This window comes from Massilia sp. YIM B02763 (assembly GCF_030412015.1).
Classification (GTDB): Bacteria; Pseudomonadota; Gammaproteobacteria; order Burkholderiales; family Burkholderiaceae_D; genus Telluria.
In genome coordinates this window covers 62303-81590 of record NZ_JASNRD010000012.1, presented here as the reverse complement: position 1 = coordinate 81590, position 19288 = coordinate 62303, and the positions used below count along the sequence as shown (strand labels likewise).

The following is a 19288-nucleotide window of genomic DNA, read 5'->3' as shown; positions in this document are numbered from 1 at the left end:
CGAAGGCATGGACGGGGCAGGTTCAAACGCGGTGGTATGGGTGGTTCTGGGTGATCGACCAGGCACGATACAACTGTTCCGCCAGCATCACGCGCACGATGCCGTGCGGCAGCGTCATGCTGGAAATGCGGATCAGGCCGTCGGCCCGCGCCTTCAGCTCGGGATCGAGGCCGTCGGCGCCGCCGATCAGGAAGGCCACGTCGCGGCCGTCCTGCTGCCAGCTTTCCAGCTGCTGGGACAGGCCGACGCTGGTGAGGTCCTTGCCGCGCTCGTCCAGGGCGACGATGCGCACGCCCTTCGGCAACACGGCTTCGATGCGCTCGCGCTCGAGCGCCATCGCGGTCGCCGCGGTCTTGCTGCCGGAGCGCTCGACCGGCTTGACTTCCTTGAGCACGATGCGCAGCTCGGGCGGCATGCGCTTGGCGTACTCCGTGAAGCCGGTCTCGATCCAGGCCGGCATCTTGTGGCCGACCGCGACGATCATCAACTGCATCGAGGATTACTCTTCGGTCTTCTTGATGCGGCGGATGACTTTCTTGGCCGGTGCTGCTGCTGCGGCGGCTTCGGCCGGGGCGGCCTTGGCACGCTTCGGCGCGGCGGCTTTCGCGGCCTTGGCGGCGGCGGCCGAGGCGACGGCGGTCTTCGGCAGGGCGACCTTCACCTTGGCGCCGGTCGGGATCTTGGCGGCCGGTTTCTTGGCGGCGGCGGTGGCGGTGGTGCCTGCGGCCTTCTTGGCCACCGGCTTGCGCTCGCGCACCGGCTTGGCTTCCGGCTGGTCCTGGTTGGCGGCCAGGTGCTTCGACTTCGTCTTCGGCGCGGCGGCGGCTTCCTGGCCTTCGGCGCTGGCCTTGCGCTTGGCGGCGCCCAGCTTGACGGGCTTCTCGCCCCAGATTTCTTCCAGGCGGTAGTACTGGCGGATGGCCGGCTGCATGATGTGGACGATCATGTCGCCCAGGTCGACCAGCACCCATTCGCCCGTGTCCTCGCCTTCCAGGCCGACCACGTCGCCGCCTGCTTCCTTGACCTTGTCGCGCACCGAGGCGGCCAGCGCCTTGGTCTGGCGGTTCGACGTGCCCGAGACGACCGCGATGCGGTCGAACAGGCTGGTCAGTCCGGTCGTGTCGAACAGGACGATGTCCTGGCCCTTGACGTCTTCGAGGGCGTCGACGACGAGCGTTTGCAGTTTCTTGATATCCATTAGCTCTTGTATAAGTTATGTTGTTGAATATAGTCTAGCACTTGCGGGGAGAGCAGCGCGCCGACCTTGGCCTGCGCGCCCGCGTCCGTCGCATCCGATTCCTTGCCGGATTCCCCGCCTTGTTTCAATGCCTCGCGCACCTGCGTGGCCGAGATGTCGACCGCCAGCGTGTGCACGATGCAGACCTTGCCGGCCGCGCTGGCGCAGAGCGCGCCGGGTTCCACGCGCCGCGCCGCCACTTCGCGCGCCACCGCAAGCGGCAGCGCGGCCTCGTCGAGCCGGTAGCCGGGGCGGGCGGCGACGCCGAAGCTGGCCAGCGCGAACAGGCTTTCCCAGTCGCGCCAGGTATCGAGCTTCTGCAACTGGTCGGCGCCCATCAGGAACACGATCGCCGCCTCGGGGCCGAGCTCGGCGCGCAGCTCGCGCAGCGTGTCCACCGTATAGGTCGGGCTGCGGCGCGCGATCTCGCGGGTATCGATCGTCACGGGAGCGCTGCTGCCGGCGAAGGCCAGCTCCAGCATCCTGATGCGGTCGGTATCGCCGGCCTGCAGGCCGTTCGATTTCTGCCACGGCTGGCCCGCCGGCAGCAGGCGCAGCTCGTCCGGGTTCAGCAGGCGTGCAAACAGTTCGGCCAGCGCGACGTGGCCGTGGTGCACCGGGTCGAAACTACCTCCCAGCAAGGCGACACAGCGGGTCACGGGGCCAGCCAATCCCGGTGGGGGAGGAAGTCGCGGTACAGCGCCTCCTCGGCGCTGCCGGCTTCCGGGTGCCAGTCGTAGCGCCATTTGACGATCGGCGGCATCGACATCAGGATCGCCTCGGTCCGTCCGCCCGATTGCAGGCCAAACAGCGTGCCGCGGTCCCAGACGAGGTTGAACTCGACGTAGCGGCCGCGCCGGTAGGCCTGGAAATCGCGTTCGCGCTCGCCGTAGGGCTGGTCCTTCCTCGCTGTCACGATCGGCAGGTAGGCATCGAGGAAGCCGTTGCCGACGCTTTGCACCAGCGCGTACGACTGGTCGAAGCCGAGTTCGTTGAAGTCGTCGAAGAAGATGCCGCCGACGCCACGCGCTTCCTTGCGGTGCTTCAGGTAGAAATACTCGTCGCACCACTTCTTGAAGCGCGGATGCAACGCGTCGCCGAACGGCGCCAGCGCGTCGCGGCAGGTGCGGTGGAAGTGCACGGCGTCGTCGGCGTTGCCGTAGTAGGGCGTCAAGTCCATGCCGCCCCCGAACCACCACACCGGTTCCTTGCCCTCGGCCGTGGCTTCGAAGAAGCGCACGTTCATGTGCACGGTGGGCGCATACGGGTTACGCGGATGCAGCACCAGCGACACGCCCATCGCTTCCCAGGCGCGCCCGGCGAGCTCGGGCCGCGCGGCCATCGCCGACGGCGGCAGGCTCTTGCCCTGCACGTGCGAGAAATTGCAGCCGCCGCGCTCGAACACATTGCCTTCCTCGATCAGCCGCGACACGCCGCCCCCGCCTTCTTCGCGCTCCCAGCTGTCGCGCAGGAACGGCTTGCCGTCGACCTCTTCCAGCCCCGCGACGATGCGCGCTTGCAGGTCGAGCAGCCAGGCCTTGACGGCGGATGGGTTGGGGGTGGACATGTCGGAACGAGGTGGAAAAAATCAACGGGGGATTGTACACCATGCGCGCGGATGGCCAGGCAAGAACTACGTCGTCCCTGCGAAGGCAGGGACCCATGCTGAGCCTGATAGTTCGATGAATATCATTGACCAGCTACGCGGATGAGGCAGCGATTCAAGGTGACCATGTATCGTCTACAGATAAACGATCATGGAAAAATCCAGCTACGTCTACATATTGGCCAGCGCCCCTTACGGCACCCTTTACGTCGGCGTTACGGCGGATCTTGTCAGGCGTGTATGGGAGCACCGCGAAGGCGCGGTTGCCGGCTTCACGAAACAATACGATGTCGCGCGACTGGTGTGGTACGAAGTGCACACCGATCTCTATGAAGCCATTCGTCGCGAAAAGCAGATCAAGGCTTGGAAGCGTGCCTGGAAGGTGCGCATGATCGAAGAAATGAATATTCGCTGGCGCGACCTTTATGCGGATTTTACGGCTTGAATCATTTCAGCATGGGTCCCTGCCTTCGCAGGGACGACGTGCTTGTTGTGCTGTAGAAAAACTGTCGATTCAGTTTTTTCGTCCCAGCGAAATCGCCCCGAACACCCCATCCCTGAGCAGCAGCGCATGCAGCAGCCCCGCCATGATGTGCGCGAGCACGGTCAGGAAGAACAGCTCGCCCAGCACCGTGTGAAGCGAGCGCAGTTGCGCGTAGCGCACCACGTCCGGCGCCAGCAGCGGCGGCAGGTGCAGGGGCAGCGGGAAGCCGCCGGCGGACAACATGGCCCAGCCGATCAGCGGCATCGCCAGCATGCAGCCGTACAGCAGCCAGTGCGACGCATGGGCGGCCAGGCGCATCGGCAGCGGGAGCGTGGACGGCAGCGGCGGCGTCTTGCCGGCCAGGCGCAGCAAGAGGCGCAGTACGGCCAGCACCAGCAGCGCCAGGCCCAGCGGCTTGTGCAGGTTCAGCAGCGACAGGCGCCAGGGCGAGACGGTGGCGACCATGCCGGTGCCGATCAGGAGCATGGCCAGCAGCAGCGGCGCCATGGTCCAATGCAGCAGGCGCGAGGCCAGCGAGAAGCGTTGCGGGGTCATTGGGCGCCTCCGTGGGTGATGCGGGCAGCTTGTTCGCCGGTGCGCAGGTTGTACGAACGCGAGTAGGCGCCGGAGCGGGCGGCCAGCAGCGGGTCGTCCGATACCAGGATGCCTTTCGGCAGGATCGTCGGATCGAAGTTGACGTCGCGGCAGGGGCCGTCGTCCTGCGAGACCGCGCGCTCCAGCGTCAGGACGCCGGCATCGACCACGCGGCGGTCGTCGGGCCAGGCGCGCGTGGCGTCGTTGCCCGGGTCGCCCGGCTGGGCCAGCTGGATGGCCAGGTGCCAGCGCAGCGGTCCCTGCTGCAGGCGTTGCACCAGGTCGTCCTGCAGCACGTTCGGGGTTGCCTGGGCCTTGTCGAGCGGGACGGCCGGCGTTTCCGGTACCACCGACCAGCGCGCCAGGTGGATGCCGCCGGCGGCGTCGACGAAGCGGAACGCATTGATGCTGTAGAAGCGCGTGCTGGCGAACGAGGACGTCGCGCGGAAGTCCTTGAGCCAGGCACGGAACGGCGCCGATTCCGGGTGCGCGTCGAAATAGGCCTTCAGGCGCGCCGGGTCCGGCTTGCCGGTGGCCGGATCGGGGCGCGATGCCACCACGTTGTCGAAGAAGCCTTGCGGGGTGTTGGACACGACGATGGGGGAGCTGTTCATGCCGGTGCGCCACTGTTCGCCGTTGGGCAGCTGGAACAGCAGGGCCAGGCTGCGCACGGGACTGGCGGCATCCGGTACGGCCGGGTTGCCGCCGGGGACGGCGAAGCGGCCGATCACGGGGGTGCGTCCGGGCGCGAATACCGTGGCGCTGGACCACGGCGTGGCCATGCCGTTGGCGTCGAAATGGCCGGTCACGCAGATGCCCTTCGTATGGTTGCGGCGCAGGCCGGGATGGACGCCGAAATTGGCGCCGAAGGCATCCACGACGTGTTGCGGCGTCAGGCGCTGCGGCGTGACCCAGCCGGCCGCATAGGCGTAGCCGGCGGCGAGCAGGGCGCCGGCGCCGGCGATGGCCGCCAGCGGCAGCAGGATCGGGGCCCGGTCGGGCAGGCCGAGGGCGCGCCGCAGCGCCTCGGCCGGGCCGCCCGCCGGCTGGGAATCGGAATGGTCGCGCATGGTTGTCTGCCGTCGAGTGGATCGAAGCGCCATTCTAGGAAGCGCATGGTGACGCAAGATGGCTGTCGGATGACAATCTTGTCATTTTGCACGCGCACACACCCCGGTCGAACGGCCGGGCAGGCCCCGAAAACAAACGGGACGGCGCCTCGCGGCAGCCGTCCCGTCTTCGTGCCGTCAGGCGGCGCTTACTTCACGCCGCGCCAGCCGATGTCGCGGCGGTACTGGGCGCCATTGAAGTGGATCTTTTCGACCGTCTCGTAGGCCTGCTTCTGCGCCATCTTGACGCTGTCGCCCAGGCCCACCACGCACAGCACGCGGCCGCCCGCCGTCTGCAGGGTGCCGTCCACCAGTTTGGTGCCGGCGTGGAAGGTGACGCATTCCGGCGTCTCGGCCGGGATGCCGTCGACGACGTCGCCCTTGGCCGGATTGTCCGGATAGCCGGCGGCGGCCATCACCACGCCCACGGCGGTGCGGCGGTCCCATTCGAGTTCGACGGCGTCCAGCGTGCCGTTGCAGGCGTGTTCCAGCACCGTCACGAAATCGCTCTTCAGGCGCGACATGATGGGCTGGGTTTCCGGGTCGCCCATGCGGCAGTTGAATTCCAGCGTCTTCGGGTTGCCGGCGGCGTCGATCATCAGGCCCGCGTACAGGAAGCCCGTGTACGGGATGCCGTCCTTGGCCATGCCCTGGATGGTCGGGTTGATGATCTCGCGCATCACGCGTGCGTGCATCGACGGGGTGACGATGGGGGCCGGGGAATAGGCGCCCATGCCGCCCGTGTTCGGGCCCTGGTCGTTGTCCTTCAGGCGCTTGTGGTCCTGCGAGGTGGCCAGCGCCAGCACGTTCTTGCCGTCGCACATGACGATGAAGGAAGCTTCCTCGCCGGCCAGGAATTCCTCGATGACGATGCGCGCGCCGGCGTCGCCGAAGCGGTTATCCGACAGCATGTCGTCGACGGCGCCGTGCGCTTCTTCCAGCGTCATGGCGACGACGACGCCCTTGCCGGCGGCCAGGCCGTCGGCCTTGATGACGATCGGCGCGCCGTTGGCGTCGATGTAGGCGTGGGCTTGCGCGGCGTCCGAGAAGGTCTGGTACTTCGCGGTCGGGATGCCGTGGCGCTCCATGAAGGCCTTCGCATAGTCCTTCGAGCTTTCCAGCTGGGCCGCCTCGCGGGTCGGGCCGAACACCTTCAGGCCGCGCGCGCGGAACAGGTTCACGATGCCGGCCGCCAGTGGCGCTTCCGGGCCGACCAGGGTCAGGCCGATGTGCTCGGCGACGACGAAGTCGGCCAGCGCGGCCGGGTCCGTGATGTCGATGTTGACCAGGCGGGCATCGCGCGCGGTGCCGCCGTTGCCCGGCGCGACATAGACCATCTGCACGCGATCGGATTGGGCCAGTTTCCAGGCCAGGGCATGTTCACGGCCGCCAGAGCCGACTACCAGGATTTTCATGGATGGGTTCCGCTGCTTATTCGTCGATCACGGCGTTGGTGTACACCTCTTGCACGTCGTCCAGGTTTTCCAGGGCGTCGAGCAGTTTCTGCATCTTGAGCGCGTCTTCGCCGGTGAACACGGTTTCCGTGTCCGGCTTCATGATGACTTCGGCCGAGTCGGCCTTGAAGCCGGCCGCTTCCAGCGCTTCCTTGACGCCGGCGAAGGCGTTCGGGTCGCACAGCACTTCGAAGCCGCCTTCCTCGTCGGCGACCACGTCGTCGGCGCCGGCTTCCAGCGCCGCTTCCATCAGCTTGTCTTCCTCGACGCCCGGGGCGAACAGGAACTGGCCGACGTGCTTGAACATGAACGAGACCGAACCCTCGGTGCCCATGTTGCCGCCGAACTTGCTGAACGCGTGGCGCACTTCGGCCACGGTGCGGACACGGTTGTCCGTCATGCAGTCGACGATGATCGCGGCGCCGCCGATGCCATAGCCTTCGTAGCGGATTTCTTCGTAGTTGACGCCTTCCAGGCCGCCCGAGCCGCGCTGGATCGCACGGGTGACGTTATCCTTCGGCATGTTGGCATCCGCCGCCTTGTCCACGGCCAGGCGCAGGCGCGGGTTCGACGCGATATCGCCCCCGCCCATGCGCGCGGCGACGGTGATTTCCTTGATCAGTCGGGTCCAGATCTTGCCGCGCTTGGCGTCGGTGGCGGCTTTCTTATGCTTGATGTTGGCCCATTTGCTGTGTCCAGCCATGTCGAGAATTCCTTGAGAGGGTATACGTAATCCTCGACATTTTAGCATAGGGCCTTTGTACAAAAACTGTCAGGGAAACAACAAGGTAGTGCCCCAGGCCACCAGCCCGAGGCCCGTGGCGCAGGCGAATATGTGTCCTCCTGGTAACATTTTTTCGGCCAGGATCAGGGCCGCCAGCCCGCCGGTCACGGGCAGGTTCGGCACCCCGGCGGGCAGCATCACGGCCAGCAGCAGCCAGCAACAGCCCATGCCGCAGCGGGCGTCGGCCATGCCCATGCGTAGCGCGCCCCGGGCGCCGCGGTGCCAGTGCGTGAGGAGGACGGCCAGCGGCTCGCGGCAATTGTCCAGGTACCAGTGCTTGGCCGGCGTCCATTGGTAGACGCCGGCGGCGACCAGGGCCAGCGCCACGGCGCTCGGATGCGCCACGGCCAGCGTCTCGTCCAGCAGGCCGGCGTCCTCGCTCATTGGCTGGCGGCTCCGTCGACGACCTGCGCGATGTGCGCGAGGTGCAAACTCCTGCGGCAGCGCATGTGTTTCCTCCGTAACGTCTGGTTGACGATGTGGCTTGGACCGCATCGGGCCCGGCCGCGTTCTTGGCCGGCCTCAACGGACCGTAGCAATTCGCCTTACAATCGTCGGATGAGCAAAACTGCAAGCGACATATCCGTTGCGCCGGCCACACGCCCGGCCCTGATCGCCGGTCTGGCCATTGCCATTGGCGGCGCCGTCCTGTTCTCTACGAAGGCGGTGGTCGCCAAATTGCTGTACCGCTACCACATCGACGCCGTTACCTTGATCGCGTTCAGGATGCTGTTCTCGTTTCCTGTATTCGCCGGCGTGGCGATCTGGAAGATGCGCACCGAACCGCCGCTGTCCGGCAGCGACCGCTGGCGCCTGCTGGCGCTGGGCCTGGTCGGCTACTACCTGTCGAGCTACCTGGATTTCCTCGGCCTGCAATACATCTCGGTGGGCCTGGAGCGCCTGATCCTGTTCCTGACGCCGACCTTCGTGCTGCTGGTCAGCGCCGTCTTCCTCAAGCACCGCATCGGCCGCACCCAGTGGGCGGCGCTGGGCCTGTCCTATTGCGGCATCGTGCTCGTGTTCGTGCACGACCTGCAGGGCGGTTCCAGCATCGCGCTCGGCTCGCTGCTGGTGCTGGGCTCGGCCGCCGCCTACGCCGTCTACCTGCTGGGCACTGGCGGCATGGTCAAGCGCATCGGCTCGCTGCGCCTGGTCGCCTACGCGATGTGCGTGTCCAGCGTGGCCTGCGTCGCCCAGTTCTTCCTGCTGCGCCCGGCCAGCCTGCTGGTGCAGCCGCTGCCCGTGTATGGGCTGTCGCTCGTGAATGGGATATTCTGTACGATCTTCCCGGTCTTCATGACCATGGTCGCGGTGCAGCGCATCGGCGCGGCGACGGCCTCGCAGGCCGGGATGATCGGCCCCGTGTCCACGCTGTTCCTCGGCTGGGCGCTGCTGGGCGAACCGATCACGGCCATCCAGCTCGCGGGCACCGCCCTGGTGCTGGCCGGGATCTACATGTTGTCGCTGAAAAAATAACGAAACCCATCACGGAGAATCAATGAAGCCGCGCATCGCCCTGATTGCCCACGACAAGAAAAAAGACGAGATGATCGCCCTGGCCGGGGAATACCTCGGCTTCCTGAAGGGCTGCACGCTGTCCGCCACCGGCACCACGGGCGGGCGCCTGATCAACGAGCTGGGCCTGGAGGTGACGCGCATGCATTCCGGCCCCGTGGGCGGCGACCTGCAGATCGGCGCCCAGCTCGTCAACGGCGAGATCGATTGCGTGATCTTCCTGCGCGACCCGATGACGCCGCAGCCGCACGAGCCGGACATCAATGCCCTGGTGCGCGCCTGCGACGTCCACGACATTCCCTGCGCCACCAACGTGGCGACGGCGCACCTGGTGCTGTCGCAGCTGATGGCGCGCGCCTGATCCTGTCAACCCGAATCGAGGAGAACGACCATGGCAACAGCGGCCAAAGCGATCCGCATCGCCCGCACCGGCGGTCCCGAGGTGCTGGAATACGTCGACGTCGAGGTGGGCGAGCCGGGACCCGGCGAAGCGCGCGTGCGCCACCACGCGATCGGCGTGAATTTTATCGACGTCTATTTCCGCACCGGCCTGTACCCGCAACCCTTGCCGAGCGGCCTGGGCCAGGAAGGGGCGGGCGTGGTCGAGGCCGTCGGCGCCGGCGTGACCCACGTCAAGCCGGGCGACCGCGTCGCCTACGCCGCCCGCCCGAACGGCGCCTACAGCGAAGTCCGCACGATGCCGGCCGACATCCTGGTGCGGCTGCCCGACGCCATCTCCTTCGAGACGGGCGCCGCCATGATGCTGCAGGGCCTGACCGTGCAGTACCTCCTCAAGCAGACCTACCAAGTGAAACCGGGCGAGACGATCCTGTTCCATGCGGCCGCGGGCGGCGTGGGCCTGATCGCCTGCCAGTGGGCGCGCGCGATCGGCGCGAACCTCATCGGCACCGTGGGGTCAAACGAGAAAGCGGAGCTGGCCAGGGCGCACGGCGCCGCGCACGTCATCAACTACAACACGGAGGACGTGGTGCAGCGGGTCATCGAGATCACGGGCGGGGCCAAGGTGCCGGTCGTCTACGATTCGGTCGGCAAGGATACCTTTACGCGCTCGCTCGACTGCCTGCAGCCCCGTGGCCTGATGGTCAGCTTCGGCAATTCCTCCGGCGCCGTGCCGCCGTTCGCGCTGTCCGAGCTGAATTCCCGCGGCTCGCTGTTCATCACCCGTCCGTCGCTGCCGGCCTATGCGGGCACGCGCGCGCAGCTGGAAGCGATGGCGGCCGACCTGTTCGAGATGGTCGCGAGCGGCAAGGTCGGCATCGAGATCCACCAGCGCTTCCCGCTGGCCGACGCGGCCCAGGCCCACATCGCGCTGGAAGCCCGCAAGACCACGGGCAAGACCATCCTGCTGCCCTGAGCACTGTTCGCGGGGACGACCATGAGAGAGTTCAGCGACGACCACGAACCGCAGATGGAGCCGCAACAGGCGCCGCAGCCGAAGTTTGGCCGCCTGCTGCTGGTGCTCCTGCTGGCGGTGCTGCTGATCGTGGCCATCACGTTCGCCTCGCAGGCGTATTTTTCCTGAGGCCGCATGGAACTGGACCACGTCTTCCTGCGCGCCCGTGCCGGCGGTCCCGAGGCGCAAGCACTGCGCGGCGCCGGCCTCGCCGAGGGCAGCCCGAATACGCATCCGGGCCAAGGCACGGCCAACCGCCGCTTCTTCTTCGGGAATGCCTATATCGAGCTGCTGTGGATCGAGGATGAGGCCGAGGTCGACAGCGACCTGACGCGGCCGACGCAGCTGGGCGAGCGCCTGCGTGCCGGCACCGCATCGCCGTTCGGCATCTGCTTCAGGCCATCGTCAGGCCCGGCCACGGTGCCGTTCCCCGCGTGGGACTACCGGCCTGCCTACCTGCCGGCGGGCATGGCGATCCAGGTCGGACGGGACGTGCCGCTGGCCGAACCGATGTGGTTCTACCTGGCCCAGGCGCGGGCGCCGCAGGCTTTCGCTGAACATGCCGCGGGCCTGCGCGAGATCACGTCGGTGAAGGTGATGGTGCCTGGCGTGTCGGCCTGGTCGGCGGCGGCGCGGGCGGCGATGGAAGAGGGCGGGATTGTGCTGGTGGAGGGGGAGGCGCACTGCCTGGAGATCGGGTTCGATGGCGCAGCGTCAGGGCGGATACACGATTTTCGGCCGGTGCTGCCGCTGATATTCAAGCTTCCATAACACGTCGTCCCCGCGAAGGCGGGGACCCAATGTTGCATGCGTAGACGCGACGCGCGGAAATTGGGTCCCTGCCTTCGCAGGGACGACGTTGTCGAGCGCTGCTTGAAGATCAGGTCTTCGGCTCCTGCTTCAACTCGATCAAGCGCGACCCCCCGTTCGGCCCCGGAAACCCTTCGAACGCGCTCTGCACCAGCGCCGGCATCACTTCCGGCGTCGACATATTACTGCTGACGTTGCGCACCGTGACGTCGAACAGGCGCTTGCCGTCGCGCGCTTCCACGATGCCGACCTGCAGCTGGCGGTGGTAGCGGTGCTCGGTTTGCACGTCATAGGCGGGGAACGGGCCCCAGAACGGGTCGTAGAACGGGCTATACCAGCCGCCGCCCCACACGCGGCGGTGCCAGCCCAGGTAGCCGAAGCGCGGCGAATACGGGCCGTACATGGGCGCGTAGTTCGGATAGATCACCTGGGTGGGCACGTCGATGGTCGAGAAGCGCATCGACACCTTCAGGGCCGGCCCTTGCGGCGCCTCGCGGAAGCCGAGGCGGCCGAGCTGGCCGCGCACCAGGTTCTGGTAGGCCTGCAGTTCCAGCGTATTGTCCTGCGGCGGCGGCGCCTCGAAGGCATAGCTCTTGTCCGGCAGCTGGGCCGGCCACTGGTGAAAGGTGGTGACGTCGCTGCGGATCGTGGTCGCGCAGCCACCCAGCAACAGGCTCAGCGACGTTACCGCAGCGAGCATCGTGAATTTCATGACTTTCTCCAAAGATTCTATTCGGCAATCGGTAGAGTCTATCCCAATAGGCGGGGGGAAGTTGATGGCAGTGCATGGGAAGTGCGGGCAAGGCGCGAGGAGGCGCGTGGCTGTGCCACGCAACGACGAGCAACGCCGCCCGCGCTTTCCAGGCGCGCCAGCAACGACTCCAGCCTATTGGGATAGACTCTTATACAGGGGACATGATATGCCTGTTGTTTGATATTCGTCGATACATTTACGAGCGGTTACGAGCACTACATGAAGATACATGGAACGCGCGAAAATGCGCGCGTTTTGCAAGCCCGTCATGTTGGTAAAATAGGCACTTCACCAACGGCCTTGCGGATTCCTCACCATGCGCACCGATACGCCCCTGACCATCTACCGGAAAGACTATACCGCCCCCAGCTACCTGGTCGATACCGTGGAACTCGGCTTCGACCTCGACCCGCGTCGCACCGTCGTCGCCAACCGCCTGACGCTGCGCCGCAACCCGGCCAGCGCCCAGCGCGAGATCGAACTGTTCGGCGAGGAGATCGAACTGGTGGCCATCCGCCTGAACGGCAAGACCCTGGGCGAGCGCGAGTATGCGATCGACGGCACCGTCCTGCGCATCGCCAACGCGCCCGACGACGTCGTGTTGGAGATCGAAAGCATTTGCGTGCCGGAAAGCAATACCACGCTGAGCGGCTTGTACACCTCCAACGGCAGCTTCTATACCCAGTGCGAGGCCGAGGGCTTCCGCCGCATCACCTATTTCCCGGACCGCCCGGACGTGATGGCCAAGTTCACCGTCATGCTGCGCGCCGACAAGGACAAGTACCCGGTGCTGCTGTCGAACGGCAACCTGATCGAGCAGGGCGACCTGGAAGACGGCCGCCACTACGCGCTGTGGGAAGACCCGTTCAAGAAGCCTTCCTATCTGTTCGCCCTGGTGGCCGCGCGCCTCGTCTGCCAGGAAGAGACCTTCCGCCTGGCGGACGGCCGCGACGCGCTGCTGCAGGTCTGGGTCGAGGAGGGCAACCTCGACAAGACCGATTACGCGATGCAGTCGCTCAAGCACAGCATCCGCTGGGACGAGGAGCGCTGGAACCTCGAGCTCGACCTGGACCGCTTCATGATCGTCGCCGTGGGCGACTTCAACATGGGCGCGATGGAGAACAAGGGCCTGAACATCTTCAACACGAAGTATGTGCTGGCCAACCCGCGCGTCGCCACCGACACCGACTTCCAGGGTATCGAGGCCGTGGTCGGCCACGAGTACTTCCACAACTGGACGGGTAACCGCGTCACCTGCCGCGACTGGTTCCAGCTGTCGCTGAAGGAAGGCCTGACCGTGTTCCGCGACCAGGAATTCTCGGCCGACATGATCGGCACCGACACCGGCCGCGCCGTCACCCGCATCGACCAGGTGCGCACGTTGCGCCAGGCCCAGTTCCCGGAAGACGCCGGCCCCATGGCGCACCCGGTGCGTCCCGACTCCTTCGTCGAGATCAACAACTTCTACACGGTCACCGTCTACGAGAAGGGCGCCGAGGTCGTGCGCATGTACCAGACCCTGCTGGGCCGCGAAGGCTTCCGCAAGGGCATGGACCTGTACTTCGCACGCCATGACGAGCAGGCCGTCACCTGCGACGACTTCCGCATGGCCATGGCGGACGCCAACAATCGCGACCTGACGCTGTTCGAGCGCTGGTACAGCCAGGCCGGCACGCCCGTCGTGCAGGCCGAGACCCGCTACGACGCGGAAAATCAGACCTATACGCTGCGCCTGCTGCAATCCTGCCCGCCGACCCCGGGCCAGCCCGAGAAGCTGCCGTTCCACATCCCCGTCGCCGTCGGCCTGCTGGGCGAGGACGGACGCGATTTGCCGCTCGTCGTCGACGGCAAGGAATACGGCGGCACGGCGGTGCTGGAGCTGACGGAAGCGGACCAGACCTTCGTGTTCACGGGCGTGGCCGAGCAGCCGACCCCGTCGATCCTGCGCGATTTCTCCGCGCCCGTGATCCTCAAGTACGGCTACAGCGACGCCGAACTGGTCCACCTGTTCAGCCATGACAGCGATCCCGTCAACCGCTGGGAAGCGGGCCAGCGCCTGGCGATGAGCCGCCTGCTCAAGCTCGCGGCCCAGGTCGATACCGCCAACCCTGACAAGGTCAAGCTGGACCTGGACGACGTGTTCGTCGAGGCCATGCGCAAGATCCTGGCCGACGAGACGCTCGACCCGGCCTTCCGCGAGCAGGCCCTGCTGCTGCCGTCGGAAACCATGGTCGCCGACCAGCTCGAGGTGGTCGATCCGCTGGCCATCCACGTCGCGCGCCAGTTCGTGCGGGCCGACATCGGCGCGCGCCTGCGTGCCGAGCTGCTGGCCCAGTACGAAGCGAACCAGACGCCGGGCGAATACAGCCCGGACGCCGAATCGATCGGCAAGCGCGCGCTGAAGAACCTGGCGCTGTCCTACCTGTGCGCGGCGCCGGACGCCGAATCGATCGCGCTGGCCCAGAAGCAGTTCGACGAGGCCGGCAACATGACCGACCGCGTCGCCGCCCTGGCCGCCCTCGTGCATGCGCGCGCGGCCGGCGCGGCGGCGAATTCAGCTGATTCGCTGCAGCGCTTCTACGACGAATTCCAGAACGAGGCGCTGGTGGTCGACAAGTGGTTCGCGATGCAGGCCTCGGCCCCGACCACGAACGTGGCCGCCGTGCGCGAGCTGATGACGCACAAGGCCTTCACGCTGCGTAATCCGAACCGCGCGCGCAGCCTGGTGTCCACCTTCTGTGCCGGCAACCCGGTCGGCTTCCACGCGCCGGACGGCAGCGGCTACGCGTTCTGGGCCGAGCAGGTGATCGCCCTCGACGCCCTGAACCCGCAGGTCGCCAGCCGCCTGGCCCGCGCGATGGACCGCTGGCGCCGCTACACGCCGGCCCTGCAGGCGCACATGAAGAAGGCGCTGCAGCAGGTGGCCGGCCAGGCCAAGCTGTCGAACGACGTGCGCGAAGTCGTCGGCAAGGCGCTGGCCTAGGGGTCAGAGCCCGGTGTTGCTTTTAAAAGGGCTCTGACCCCGGTGTGCAGCCACCGCAGCCAACGACATGTGATAACGAATTTAAACAAACCGAAAGAAACCATGAAACGTGTCAGCCTGACCCAATACCTCGTCGAGGAACAACGCCTCCACGACAACATCCCGGCATCGCTGCGCCTCCTGCTGGAGGTCGTGTCGCGCGCCTGCAAGACGATCTCGCACTCGGTCGGCAAGGGCGCCCTCGGCGACATCCTGGGCAGCGCGGAAACGGAGAACATCCAGGGCGAGGTGCAGAAGAAGCTCGACGTGATCTCGAACGAGATCCTGCTCGAGGCGAACGAGTGGGGCGGCCACCTGGCGGCGATGGCGTCGGAAGAGATGGAATCGATCCACCCGATCCCGAACCGCTACCCGATGGGCGAATACATGCTGCTGTTCGATCCGCTCGACGGCTCCTCGAACATCGACGTCAACGTCTCGATCGGCACCATCTTCTCGGTGCTGAAGGCGCCGGAAGGCATGAGCCAGCCGACCGAGCAGGACTTCATGCAGCCGGGCAGCAAGCAGGTGGCGGCCGGCTATGCCGTGTACGGCCCGCAGACGATGCTGGTGCTCACCACCGGCAACGGCGTGCAGTGCTTCACGCTGGACCGCGAGATGGGTTCCTGGGTACTCACCCAGCGCAATATGCAGATTCCGGTGGAGACGAAGGAGTTCGCCATCAATATGTCGAACCAGCGCCACTGGTACCCGCCGGTCCAGCGCTACGTGTCCGAAATGCTGGAAGGGAAGACCGGCCCGCGCGGCAAGGATTTCAATATGCGCTGGATCGCCTCGATGGTGGCCGACGTGCACCGCATCCTGAACCGCGGCGGCATCTTCATGTACCCGGCCGACAGCCGCGACCCGTCTCAGCCGGGCAAGCTGCGCCTGATGTACGAGGCCAACCCGATGGCGATGATCGTCGAGCAGGCCGGCGGCGCCGCCACCGACGGCAAGGGGCGCATCCTCGACATCCCCCCGCAGAAGCTGCACCAGCGCGTGCCGGTCTTCCTCGGTTCGAAGAGCGAAGTGGACCGCGTCACGTCCTACCACGCCGAGTAAATCCACAGCGCGGCCGCACCCGCGCCGCGAGCCCCCGTCGCCCCTGCGAAGGCAGGGCCCAATTTCCTGTGCAGCACCTTTATTTTCGCGCTGCCCAAATAAAATTGCCGAGTTACTCTAGCAATCCTGTGAACTTCTTTGCTAGAATACGGCTCCCGCCGCTGTAGCTCAGTCGGTAGAGCAGCGCATTCGTAATGCGAAGGTCACCAGTTCGATTCCGGTCAGCGGCACCAAATACATCAAGCCCAGCTTCATCGCTGGGCTTTTTGTTTTCGGCTTCCATCCTCGTATTCCGCGCCGCCGCCGGCGTCCTGCTCGCGCCGACTTCCCCGTTCCCTCTTGTTTGTTATGCACCGCACAGTGCACGATGACCAAAAGTTATATTTTTTCTATTGCGACGCCGCATTTCGACGTTGTCGATTTTCAGGCACCCGCTGCACCCAATGAGACGCGAGGGGGATCGGACATCGATGGAACTTTTGAGCAGCTGCGCGGTCAACGCCAACAAAACTTGATCCCGTGCACTGTCCACTAGAGTCCGTTGATGTAACGCAGCCCATTCTCGTGCCTTCGTTTTGTTTCGAGGGGAATACAGGAAGAATGTGGTGATGGTCGAGTTTCGGTCCTATCCGCGCTGGTCTTACTCTCAGGTCCTACTTTTAACGAGGAATACATCATGGATAATCAGAAGTCGAACGAAGCAAAAGGCAGCACCATCGGCAAGGACAACAACGTCAGCAACCTGGGCAAGGACAGCGCCAACAGCCAGTCGTCCGTCAGCGGTTCGGGCAACCTGGGCAGCACCTCGGGCTCGGGCAGCATGAGCAAGAGCTCGCCGATGAACCAGGGCAAGGACCAGCAAGTCTCGACCGGCAGCAGCACCGGCGGCGCCACCGCATCGAGCATCGGCTCGACCGGCGGCTCGGTGGGCGGCTCCATGAGCGGTTCGGCCGGCAGCCAGAACAGCCAGAGCGCCGGCGCGGCCACCGGCTCGGGCACCGGCGGCGACAGCAAGGACCTCGGTTCCCAGGTCGATGCCAAGGCGCAGAACCTGCACCAGTCGATCGACAAGGCAGCGGACGCCGCCAAGCCCTACGTCGACAAGGCCGTCAACAGCGTGCAGCCGGTTGTCGAGCGCCTGGCTACCAGCGCCCACGCCGGCGTGGACAAGCTGCAAGGCATGCTGAGCGGCGCAACGAGCGGCCTGGGCGAGCGCCAGCAGCAGCTGACCGACGCCTACGGCAAGTGGAAGGAAGCCAGCTTCGACTACGTGCGCGAAAAGCCGGCTACCGCCCTGGCCATCGCCGCTGCCGCCGGCTTCGTGCTGGCCAAGCTGCTGGGCGGCTCGCGCCGCGACTACTGATCGGCGCCCAGCCGATCGCCATCGACTTCCGATAGCGGCCTGGCCTGGGGCCTGGCCGGACGCGGAAGGATCGATTCGACCCGGAAGCCGGCTGCGTGCCGGCTTTTGCCGTTGTTGCCCATCAAAACCGGTAGTTTTCCGCGGCCGTGCAATGTATCCGTTGTTCTAGATCGACAAATCTATCAAAAAATTGCATTAAGGGAACAATTCGGTTAGTCTTCCGCCTTTCAAGCGCATTTGCGCTTCGCGTGCCGCCCCACCTTCCGCCGGCTCCCCGACCATTCCCCGTGCTGCCTTCTGCGCGCCCCCGTCTCCGGCGCCCGTCGCTCGCGTCCATTTCTTCTCGCCATGCGTCTTTTGAACCTGAATATCGCCAATCGGCTGCGGCTCGGCTTCGGCTTGCTCGTTGCCCTGATCCTCGTGCTGGCGTTCGTCGGCATCCAATCCCTCGACAAGGTCCATACCAGCACCCAGGACCTGGCCAAGGGCGTCTGGCCGCGTGCCCGCCAGGCCAACGTCGTGCTCGACCAGGTGCGCGGCAGCATGGCGCGCGTGGGGCAGCTGGTGGGCAGCGACGACCCTGCCGTGCGCGCGGCCGCGGGCGAACACCTGCAGAAGAATCTGGACGCCATCGGCGCGGGCCTCGACAAGCTCGACACGCTGCTGGTCACGCCGGCCGACAAGGCGTTGCTGCAGGAAGCGAAGGCGCGCCGCGACGATTATGTCGCCCAGGTTGCCAAGGTGCGGACTATGGTCGCCCAGGGGCACATCGACGAGGCGACCGTGCTCGCGTTCAGCAAGACCTACGACGCCCTGCAGGCCTTTGCCGCCGTGCTGCGCAAGCAGGTCGACTTCCAGGAAGACCGGTTCGATGCCTTGTCCAGGGATGCGGACGGCGTCGCCTCGTATGCCTCGCTCGAGATCGGCATCGGTACCGTCGTCAGCGTGCTGCTGGCCCTCGGCGCCGCGTTCCTGACCACGCGCTCCGTCGTGCGCCCGCTGGGCCGCGCCGTCGACGTGGCGCGCACGGTGGCTGCCGGCGACCTGACCAGCGACATCGAGGTCCGCGGCAAGGACGAGGCGGCGCAGCTGATGCGGGCGCTCAAGGAAATGAACGACGCGCTGCGCAAGGTGGTGTCCGAAGTGCGCATGGGCAGCGACGAGATCGCAACCGCGTCGCGCGAGATCGCCTCCGGCAACCTGGAACTGTCCTCGCGCACCGAGCAGCAGGCGAGCGCGCTGGAAGAGACGGCGTCGTCGATGGAGGAAATGACGTCGACCGTCAAGCAGAATGCCGAGAACGCCCAGCAGGCCAACCAGCTCGCGCAGAACGCGTCCGACGTCGCGCGCAAGGGCGGCGACGTGGTGGCGCGCGTCGTCGGCACGATGGGCGAGATCGACACGGCTTCGCGCAAGATCGTCGAGATCATCGCCGTCATCGACGGCATCGCCTTCCAGACCAATATCCTGGCGCTGAATGCCGCCGTGGAAGCGGCAAGGGCCGGCGAGGAGGGCCGCGGCTTCGCCGTGGTGGCGAGCGAAGTGCGCGGCCTGGCCCAGCGCTCGGCCTCGGCCGCCAAGGAAATCAAGCAGCTGATCGACGATTCGGTGGCCAAGGTGCAGCTGGGCTCCGAGCTCGTCAACCAGGCCGGCAGCACGATGGAGGAAGTGGTGGCCAGCGTGCAGCGCGTGACCGACATCATGGGAGAAATCAGCAGCGCCAGCAACGAGCAGCAGGGCGGCATCACGCAGATCAACCAGGCCGTGGGCGAGATGGACGCGGTGACGCAGCAGAACGCGGCCCTGGTCGAGGAAGCGGCCGGCGCCGCCGGCAGCCTGCAGGAGCAGGCGGAGCGGCTGACGCAGATGGTGGCCGTGTTCAAGGTGGATGCGGGCGGCGCGAAGGCGGCTGCGCCGGTAGCGACGCAGCGCGAGGCGGTGCAGGCACCGGCACGCAAGCCGGTGGTTGCCGCCGCCAAGCCGAAGGCGAAGCCGGCATCGAAAGCGGCGTTGGCGGAGGAGTGGGAAACCTTCTAAATCGTTAGCACACGCACGTCGTCCCTGCGCAGGCAGGGAC

20 protein-coding genes and 1 tRNA gene are annotated in these 19288 nt (G+C 66.2%); 11 read left to right on the top strand and 10 right to left on the bottom strand.

Annotated features, from left to right (window positions below; translation table 11 throughout):
- Positions 1-22: 22 nt before the first annotated feature.
- The 4 genes from rlmH to hemF are packed head-to-tail and all read right to left on the bottom strand — an operon-like array spanning position 23 to position 2804.
- Positions 23-493: a 23S rRNA (pseudouridine(1915)-N(3))-methyltransferase RlmH gene (gene rlmH / locus QPK32_RS16145; protein WP_290413812.1), complete on the bottom strand. Its 471-nt coding sequence runs from the start codon at positions 491-493 to the stop codon at positions 23-25.
- 6 nt (positions 494-499) lie between these two features.
- Positions 500-1198 carry a ribosome silencing factor gene (rsfS, locus tag QPK32_RS16140; protein WP_290413811.1) on the bottom strand — a complete coding sequence of 233 codons (699 nt, stop codon included), beginning with the start codon at positions 1196-1198 and terminating at the stop codon, positions 500-502.
- Positions 1198-1896 carry a nicotinate-nucleotide adenylyltransferase gene (locus QPK32_RS16135; RefSeq protein ID WP_290413810.1) on the bottom strand — a complete coding sequence of 233 codons (699 nt, stop codon included), beginning with the start codon at positions 1894-1896 and terminating at the stop codon, positions 1198-1200. Before QPK32_RS16135 ends, rsfS begins: the two co-directional genes overlap by 1 nt.
- Entirely contained in the window at positions 1893-2804 is a 912-nt protein-coding gene (hemF, locus tag QPK32_RS16130; RefSeq protein WP_290413809.1) for an oxygen-dependent coproporphyrinogen oxidase, read from the bottom strand. The genes QPK32_RS16135 and hemF overlap by 4 nt, the downstream gene beginning before the upstream one ends.
- A gap of 190 nt (positions 2805-2994) precedes the next feature.
- On the opposite strand from hemF, the gene QPK32_RS16125 reads away from it, so the two are divergent.
- A complete protein-coding gene (locus QPK32_RS16125; RefSeq protein ID WP_290413808.1) occupies positions 2995-3288 on the top strand; it encodes a GIY-YIG nuclease family protein in 294 nt (97 codons plus the stop codon).
- A 69-nt stretch (positions 3289-3357) separates the two neighbouring features.
- On the opposite strand, the gene QPK32_RS16120 is transcribed toward QPK32_RS16125, so the two are convergent.
- The 5 genes from QPK32_RS16120 to QPK32_RS16100 form a co-directional block, all read right to left on the bottom strand.
- Positions 3358-3882: a cytochrome b gene (locus tag QPK32_RS16120; RefSeq protein WP_290413807.1), complete on the bottom strand. Its 525-nt coding sequence runs from the start codon at positions 3880-3882 to the stop codon at positions 3358-3360.
- The gene (locus QPK32_RS16115; RefSeq protein WP_290413806.1) at positions 3879-4991 is read right to left on the bottom strand and encodes a catalase family peroxidase; all 1113 of its coding nucleotides are present in this window, start codon (positions 4989-4991) and stop codon (positions 3879-3881) included. Before QPK32_RS16115 ends, QPK32_RS16120 begins: the two co-directional genes overlap by 4 nt.
- Positions 4992-5179: 188 nt before the next feature.
- Positions 5180-6445, bottom strand: a complete 1266-nt coding sequence (purD, locus tag QPK32_RS16110; protein WP_290413805.1) for a phosphoribosylamine--glycine ligase — start codon at positions 6443-6445, stop codon at positions 5180-5182.
- Between the two features lie 16 nt (positions 6446-6461).
- Positions 6462-7187 (bottom strand): YebC/PmpR family DNA-binding transcriptional regulator, encoded by a 726-nt coding sequence (locus QPK32_RS16105; protein ID WP_290413804.1) that lies wholly within the window; start codon positions 7185-7187, stop codon positions 6462-6464.
- A gap of 69 nt (positions 7188-7256) precedes the next feature.
- Positions 7257-7652 (bottom strand): DUF2182 domain-containing protein, encoded by a 396-nt coding sequence (locus QPK32_RS16100; protein ID WP_290413803.1) that lies wholly within the window; start codon positions 7650-7652, stop codon positions 7257-7259.
- A gap of 174 nt (positions 7653-7826) precedes the next feature.
- On the opposite strand from QPK32_RS16100, the gene QPK32_RS16095 reads away from it, so the two are divergent.
- The 5 genes from QPK32_RS16095 to QPK32_RS16075 are packed head-to-tail and all read left to right on the top strand — an operon-like array spanning position 7827 to position 10968.
- Complete coding sequence (locus QPK32_RS16095; RefSeq protein ID WP_290413802.1) at positions 7827-8744, top strand: DMT family transporter; 918 nt, start codon at positions 7827-7829, stop codon at positions 8742-8744.
- 22 nt (positions 8745-8766) lie between these two features.
- Positions 8767-9144 carry a methylglyoxal synthase gene (locus QPK32_RS16090; RefSeq protein ID WP_290413801.1) on the top strand — a complete coding sequence of 126 codons (378 nt, stop codon included), beginning with the start codon at positions 8767-8769 and terminating at the stop codon, positions 9142-9144.
- A 30-nt stretch (positions 9145-9174) separates the two neighbouring features.
- Positions 9175-10158, top strand: a complete 984-nt coding sequence (locus tag QPK32_RS16085) for a quinone oxidoreductase (protein WP_290413800.1) — start codon at positions 9175-9177, stop codon at positions 10156-10158.
- A 21-nt stretch (positions 10159-10179) separates the two neighbouring features.
- Entirely contained in the window at positions 10180-10326 is a 147-nt protein-coding gene (locus QPK32_RS16080; RefSeq protein ID WP_290413889.1) for a hypothetical protein, read from the top strand.
- Between the two features lie 6 nt (positions 10327-10332).
- A complete protein-coding gene (locus tag QPK32_RS16075; RefSeq protein WP_290413799.1) occupies positions 10333-10968 on the top strand; it encodes a VOC family protein in 636 nt (211 codons plus the stop codon).
- A gap of 109 nt (positions 10969-11077) precedes the next feature.
- Here QPK32_RS16075 and QPK32_RS16070 read toward each other — a convergent pair whose 3' ends face one another.
- Complete coding sequence (locus QPK32_RS16070) at positions 11078-11719, bottom strand: DUF4136 domain-containing protein (RefSeq protein WP_290413798.1); 642 nt, start codon at positions 11717-11719, stop codon at positions 11078-11080.
- A gap of 358 nt (positions 11720-12077) precedes the next feature.
- On the opposite strand from QPK32_RS16070, the gene pepN reads away from it, so the two are divergent.
- The 5 genes from pepN to QPK32_RS16045 all read left to right on the top strand — a co-directional run bounded on the left by pepN (position 12078) and on the right by QPK32_RS16045 (position 19248).
- On the top strand, positions 12078-14744 hold the full coding sequence (pepN, locus tag QPK32_RS16065) for an aminopeptidase N (RefSeq protein ID WP_290413797.1): 2667 nt from the start codon (positions 12078-12080) through the stop codon (positions 14742-14744).
- A 102-nt stretch (positions 14745-14846) separates the two neighbouring features.
- Entirely contained in the window at positions 14847-15848 is a 1002-nt protein-coding gene (locus QPK32_RS16060; protein ID WP_290413796.1) for a class 1 fructose-bisphosphatase, read from the top strand.
- A gap of 157 nt (positions 15849-16005) precedes the next feature.
- A tRNA-Thr gene (locus QPK32_RS16055) sits at positions 16006-16081 on the top strand.
- A gap of 443 nt (positions 16082-16524) precedes the next feature.
- Complete coding sequence (locus QPK32_RS16050) at positions 16525-17211, top strand: hypothetical protein (protein WP_290413795.1); 687 nt, start codon at positions 16525-16527, stop codon at positions 17209-17211.
- Between the two features lie 348 nt (positions 17212-17559).
- Positions 17560-19248: a methyl-accepting chemotaxis protein gene (locus QPK32_RS16045; protein WP_290413794.1), complete on the top strand. Its 1689-nt coding sequence runs from the start codon at positions 17560-17562 to the stop codon at positions 19246-19248.
- Positions 19249-19288: the final 40 nt, after the last annotated feature.